6 protein-coding genes are annotated in these 5,990 nt (G+C 69.6%); all 6 read right to left on the minus strand.

All coding sequences use genetic code 11. The annotated features are described in order from the left end of the window. Positions 1-608: tRNA (adenosine(37)-N6)-threonylcarbamoyltransferase complex dimerization subunit type 1 TsaB (tsaB, locus tag A5652_RS21170; protein ID WP_067356217.1), on the minus strand; the 608-nt coding region annotated here is incomplete at its 3' end. After that, on the minus strand, positions 605-1,105 hold the full coding sequence (gene tsaE / locus A5652_RS21175; RefSeq protein ID WP_197514045.1) for a tRNA (adenosine(37)-N6)-threonylcarbamoyltransferase complex ATPase subunit type 1 TsaE: 501 nt from the start codon (positions 1,103-1,105) through the stop codon (positions 605-607). The genes tsaB and tsaE, both read right to left, overlap by 4 nt. A 40-nt stretch (positions 1,106-1,145) precedes the next feature. After that, complete coding sequence (locus A5652_RS21180) at positions 1,146-2,195, minus strand: alpha/beta fold hydrolase (protein WP_197514044.1); 1,050 nt, start codon at positions 2,193-2,195, stop codon at positions 1,146-1,148. A gap of 52 nt (positions 2,196-2,247) precedes the next feature. Continuing rightward, positions 2,248-3,414, minus strand: coding sequence for an alanine racemase (gene alr / locus A5652_RS21185; RefSeq protein WP_067356224.1), 1,167 nt, complete (start codon positions 3,412-3,414; stop codon positions 2,248-2,250). A gap of 208 nt (positions 3,415-3,622) precedes the next feature. After that, the gene (locus A5652_RS21190) at positions 3,623-4,987 is read right to left on the minus strand and encodes a glutamate decarboxylase (protein ID WP_156745464.1); all 1,365 of its coding nucleotides are present in this window, start codon (positions 4,985-4,987) and stop codon (positions 3,623-3,625) included. A 44-nt stretch (positions 4,988-5,031) separates the two neighbouring features. Beyond that, on the minus strand, positions 5,032-5,990 hold a 959-nt coding region (locus A5652_RS21195; RefSeq protein WP_067356231.1), incomplete at its 5' end, for an NAD(P)H-hydrate dehydratase.

Raw genomic sequence — 5,990 nt, forward strand, 5'->3', positions numbered from 1 at the left:
AGCGGTTTGGCGTCGGGCCGACGCAGATACAGGGCCACCAGCGGTTCCGGGCCGACGGACCAATCGGCCACCGCCGCAACCAATCCGGCGGGTGTCGGGCAGCCCGGCTCACACACCGGCAAACCGAACAGGCCGGCGTGTTCGGGTGCGCCGGCGACGGCCGCAGCGGTACCCGCATCGACGTCGGCGGCGGCGTTGACCGCGGGTCCGTGGGTCCGTACGCCGTCGCGATACCGTGCCCAGTAAACCTCGCGCCGGCGGGCGTCGGTGACCACCAGCGTGTCCCCGGCGGTTCGCACGCCGATGGCGTCCAGGCTGCACACGCCGTGCACCGGGATGTTAAGCGCGTGCCCGTAGGCGGCGGCGGTGGCCATTCCGGCCCGCAGACCGGTGAAAGGTCCCGGGCCACAGCCCACCACGACGGCATCCAGGTCGGCCATCGTCAGTCCCGCAGCACCCAGCGCCGCAACGACATTCGGGGTGAGCCTTTCGGCGTGGGCCCGGGCGTCGACGGTGACCCGCTCGGCGAGCACGCACAGGTCTTCACGGCGCACGATCCCGGCCGTCACGGCCGGCGTGGAGGTGTCCAGGGCGAGCACGATGCTCATGATTCACACTCTTGGTCGGTGTGGTCGGCCCACCGCCAGGTCGCGATCCGCACATCGGATCCGGTGATGCGCTCGAGCCGGATGTCCAGATGACGCTCGGCCAGCCGCTCGACCAGCCCCTCGCCCCATTCCACGACGACGACGGCGTCGTCGAGATCGCTGTCGAGGTCCAGGGAATCGAGTTCGCCGAGCAGGTCGGCGCCCTCATGGTCGGTGTGGTCGAGCAACCGGTACATGTCGACGTGAATCATGGTCGGAGCGCCGAGGTGCCGCGGCGGATGCACCCGCGCCAGCACGTAGGACGGTGAGGTCACAGGTCCGTCGACATCCATTGCCGCGGCAATTCCCTTGGCCAGCACGGTTTTTCCCGCGCCCAGCGGGCCGGACAGCACCACCACGTCACCCGCCCGTAGATGTTGCCCCAACCGCGAGCCCAGCGCCATGGTGTCCTCGACGCGCTCGCATGTCGCGGTGCCCTCCCCCCGCGGCGACCGCAGGCGCGGCGAAGCCGGGCGCGGCGTGTCACCGCCATCAAACTCAGCCACGGCGCCGCAACCTTTCTCGCATCCGTCGCATCCGCAGCGCCGCCCTGCCCGGGGTGGCCCGCCCGACCAATCGGACCAGCCCGCCGTTGATAGCGTCGGGCTTGTCCAGCAGCGCCAGATGGCTGGCCCCGGCGACGATGACCAGCTCGGACTGCGGCAGGCTGGCGGCCATTTTTCGTGAATACTCGTCCGGGGTCAGCAGGTCGTGGTCCCCGCACGCGATAAGGGTCGGGATGCGTAGCAGCGTCCACAGCCCGGCGGTCTCGTCATGCTTTTCCAACGCATCCAGGAAGCCCACCATGGTGGGGATCGGGGTGCTGTTCATCATGCGCTGGGAGAACGCGTCCAGGCTCCGGCTGACCTGTAGGTCGCTGTAGGAGGCGGCCCGTAGCACCGGTCCGATCAACGACCGGGACACGTTGCGTCCGCGATGCATCAGCTTCGGCGCGGACCGCGCGGCAACCCGAACCGCTTCCAGCGCAGGGTTTTTGAGTATCTCACCCAGTGGCGACCTCGAAACACCGTCTGCCGCCGAAGAAATTATCGCGGCGCCCACGATTCGGCGCCCATACTGCTCGGGGAACTGGCGGGCATGCGACAAGACCGTCATGCCGCCCATCGAGTGGCCCACCAGCACGATCATTCCACGCGGTGCCACCACGTTCAGCACTGTTTGCAGGTCCCTGCCGAGTTGGGTCAGCGTGTAGGTCTCCGGATCGGCCTCGCCCGATCTGCCGTGCCCGCGCTGGTCGTAGAAGACCATCCGTACGTCGGGGCCCAACTGGTCGGGCAACCGCGTGCGCTGAAAATGAAAGGCGCCCATCTGCAAACAGAACCCGTGGACGAACACCAGCGTCAGAGGTGCATCGGCCGGACCGGTTTCGCGGACCGCCAGCGGTATCCCGTCGGGAGTGGTCACCACCAGGCTGGTGTCGTCCTCGAGCCTGTTGAAATCCTCATGGGCGTACGGGTCTTCGGTCGTGGCGCGCTGGGTCATCGACCGCCGGGCCGAGGCTCCGATGATGGTGGCGACGGCCGTCACCCCCGCGCCTCCCGCAAGCCAGGCCCTGCCCTTGCGGCGCCTGCGGGATTTCTCAGGACTCAACGGTTCGCGCCTCGCGGTAGGTCCTGGTGATTCGGCCGCGGGGGCTGGTCACCACCTCGTAGTGGATGGTGCCGAGCAGGTCGGCCCAGTCCTGCGCGGTGGGTTCGCCATTGGTGCCCGGACCGAACAGGATCGCCTGGTCGCCTTCGGCCACGTCGGTGCGTCCCGGCCCGAGGTCGACGACGAACTGGTCCATGCAGATCCGCCCGACGCCCGGTCGCCGCTTGCCGTTGATCAGCACCTCCAGCCGGCCGCCCAGTGACCGGAAGACGCCGTCGGCATAGCCAACCGGAATCAGCGCGAGGTTGGTGTCGCGCTGCGCGGTCCAGGTGTGGCCGTAGGACACGCTCTCACCGGCGCTGATCGGCTTCACCAGGGCCACGGTGCATTTCACCGTCATCGCAGGCACCAGACCCATGTCGCCACGCTCGGGCACGGGGCTCAACCCGTATATCGCGATGCCGGGGCGCACCATGTCGAAGGCCAGGTCGGGACGGGACATCGTGGCCGACGAATTCGACAGGTGCGCCACGTCGAACCGCACGCCCTGGTCGCGCGCCTGGGCCAGCAGGTCGCTGAATCGCTGGGCCTGAAGGTTATTCACGGGATTGGCGGGCTGGTCGGCGTACACCATGTGGGACATTAGCCCCCGCAGGACGATGGCCTCCTCGGCGACGGCCCGGCGCAACGCGCTCAGCATCGACGGGAATTGCCCCGGCGGTACCCCGTTGCGGTTCAGCCCGGTGTCGACCTTGACGGTCACCGTCGCGGCCCGGCCGGTGCGGCGCGTGGCGTCCAGCAGCTCGTCGAGCTGACGTTCGGAGGACACCGCGATCTGAATGTCGGCCAGCAGCGCGGGCCCGAAGTCCATGCCAGGCGGGTGCAGCCAGGCCAGCACGGGCGCGGTGATTCCGGCCGCACGCAGCGCCAAGCCCTCGGCGACGGTGGCGACACCCAGCTCGGTGGCCCCCGCGGCCAGCGCCGCGCGCGCCGTTTGGGGGGCTCCGTGGCCGTAGCCGTCGGCCTTGACCACGGCCATCACCTGCGCGCCGCCGGCCTGCTCGGCCAGCAGCCGCACGTTGTGCTCAATCGCGCCCAGGTCGACCAGGGCCTCGGCGAGGACCCCCGGCGTCAGGGATATTGGCGTAACGGCCAAAGAAGTCGCGCTCCCACTCGTGAAGTCTGTCAGTTCGCAGCAGCCATTGTCCCAGAACCGATCGGCCACATCGTTCGCCGACGGCGGGGGGCCGCGCGCGCCCGCGGCGGCGTCGTCGCAGCGGTCACAGGCGCCACATGCGCCCCGCCGGGACCACCGTGACGCGTCCCGTGTGACACATCCGGCGTGACGAGCCCCGTCGGAGATCTCAGTGAGCGAAGTGCTCGGCGCGGTAATGCCCGCCGGGCTTGAGCTTGTCCAGGGAGGCCAGCGCGGTGCGGGCGTCGTCGTGCAGGGCCCGAGCCAGGTCGGCGGACAGGCCCTCGCGGACCACGACGCGCAGTACCGAGACGTGCGTGGCGTTGTCGGGCATGGTGTAGGCGGGCACCTGCCAGCCGAAGCCGCGCAGCTCGTGGGAGACGTCGAACTCCGTGTAGCCGCAGTTCTTGGCGAGCCGAAAGCTGACCACCGGGATCGCCGTCCCGTCGGAGATCAGCTCGCAGTGTTCGCCGGTCCGCAGTTGCTCACCCAGCCAGCGCGCGGTCGACGACAGCGCCTGCATGACCTGCGTGTAGCCCTCGCGACCCAGCCGCAGGAAGTTGTAGTACTGGCCGACGACCTGGTTGCCGGGCCGGGAGAAGTTCAGCGTGAACGTCGGCATATCGCCGCCCAGGTAGTTGACGTGGAACACCAGATCTTCGGGCAGGTACTCCTTGCTGCGCCACACCACGAACCCGACGCCGGGGTAGGTCAACCCGTACTTGTGCCCGCTGACGTTGATCGAGACCACCCGGGGCAGCCGGAAGTCCCACTTCAGCTCGGGGTGCAGGAAGGGCACCACGAATCCCCCGCTGGCGGCGTCGACGTGAACCGGAACGTCCACCCCGCCACCGGCGGCCAGTTTGTCCAGCGCCGCGCAGATCTCGGCGATGGGCTCCAGCTCGCCGGTATAGGTGGTGCCAAGGATCGCCACCACCCCGATGGTGTCCTCATCGACGGCGTCGGCCACCTGCTCGGGCGTGATGACGTAGCGTCCCTCCTCCATGGGCAGGTAGCGCGGTTCGACGTCGAAGTAGCGACAGAACTTCTCCCAGACCACCTGGACGTTGGAGCCCATCACCAGGTTCGGGGTGCGTGTCTTCCAGTCCTTGCCGACCTTTGCGCGCCAGCGCCACTTCATCGCCAGCCCGCCGAGCATCACCGCCTCGCTGGACCCGATGGTGGAGACACCGACAGCGCTGGACGGGTCGTCGTCGCGCAGCCCGTCGGCGTGGAACAGGTCGGCCACCATGCACACGCAGCGCTGCTCGATGGCCGCGGTCGCCGGGTATTCGTCCTTATCGATCATGTTCTTGTCGAACGTCTCGGCCATCAGGCGCCCGGCCTGGGGATCCATCCAGGTGGTGACGAAGGTGGCCAGGTTCAGCCGCGAGCTGCCGTCGAGCATCAGCTCGTCGTGGATGAAGCGATAGGCGGCCTCCGGGTCCATCGACTCGTCGGGCATCCGCAGCGCCGGCACCGGCGCGGTGAACAGGCGACCGGTATAGGCAGGGGCGATGGAATGCGCGGGCATGGAAGGGTGTTGGGGCACAACGAATTCCTTTCTGAAGGTCTCTCCTACAAGGCCGCCAGAGCGGCTCGGATGTGGGGCACCATGCGCGATGCCGAGGTGGGCGCCTCGCCAGGGCCGGGGTCGGCCGCCGAGAGGGCTGCCGCGCGCGCGTGCACGAAGGCCGCGGCCGCCGCCGCCTCGGCCGACGGCAACCCCGCCGCCAGCAAGGCGCCGATCATGCCGGACAACACGTCACCGGAGCCGGCGGTGGACGCCCACGACTGTCCGGCCGGATTGAGGTAAACCGGGCCGCCCGGATCGGCGATGACCGTGACATTGCCCTTGAGGAGCACCGTGGCGCCGAACGCGTCGGCCAGCTTGCGGCACGCCCCCACCCGGTCGTCACCGGGCGGGTTACCCGCCAGCCGGGCGAATTCACCCGCGTGCGGGGTCAGCACCGTCGGCGCGGTGCGGTTAACCACCAGCTCGGGATGGGCAGCCAGGATCGTCAGCCCGTCGGCGTCCACGATCACCGGCAGGTCGGTTTCCAGCGCGAACCACAGCGCTGCGGCCCCGACGTCGTCGGTGCCCAATCCCGGCCCGACGACCCAGGATTGCACCCGCCCGGCCGACGCGGGGGTGGGCGACGCGATCACCTCGGGCCAGTGCGCGAGCACCTCGCGGTGCGCGCTGCCGGCGTAGCGGACCATGCCGGAGGTCGCGGCGACCGCGGCGCCCGTGCACAGCACGGCCGCGCCCGGGTACGTCGACGAGCCGGCCATCACGCCGGCGACGCCCTGGGTGTACTTGTCGTCGTGCGGCCCGGGCACCGGCCAGCGCGCGGCCACGTCGGCGGCCTCGAACCCAAGCACGTCCGTCTCGGGCAAGTCGAGTCCGATGTCGATCAGCCGCACCCGCCCGCAGTCGGCGAGTGCGTGCACGGGTTTGAGGCCGCCGAAGGTGACGGTCAGCGAGGCGTGCACCGCGGGACCGGTGATGGCCCCGGTCGCGGCGTCGATGCCGC

The organism is Mycobacterium sp. 1165178.9 (genome assembly GCF_001673555.1).
Taxonomy (GTDB): Bacteria; Actinomycetota; Actinomycetes; order Mycobacteriales; family Mycobacteriaceae; genus Mycobacterium.

Coding starts and splice junctions, on each gene's coding strand:
- A5652_RS21190 (WP_156745464.1), bottom strand. CDS start 4,987: ATGCCCGCGCATTCCATCGCCCCTGCCTATACCGGTCGCCTGTTCACC.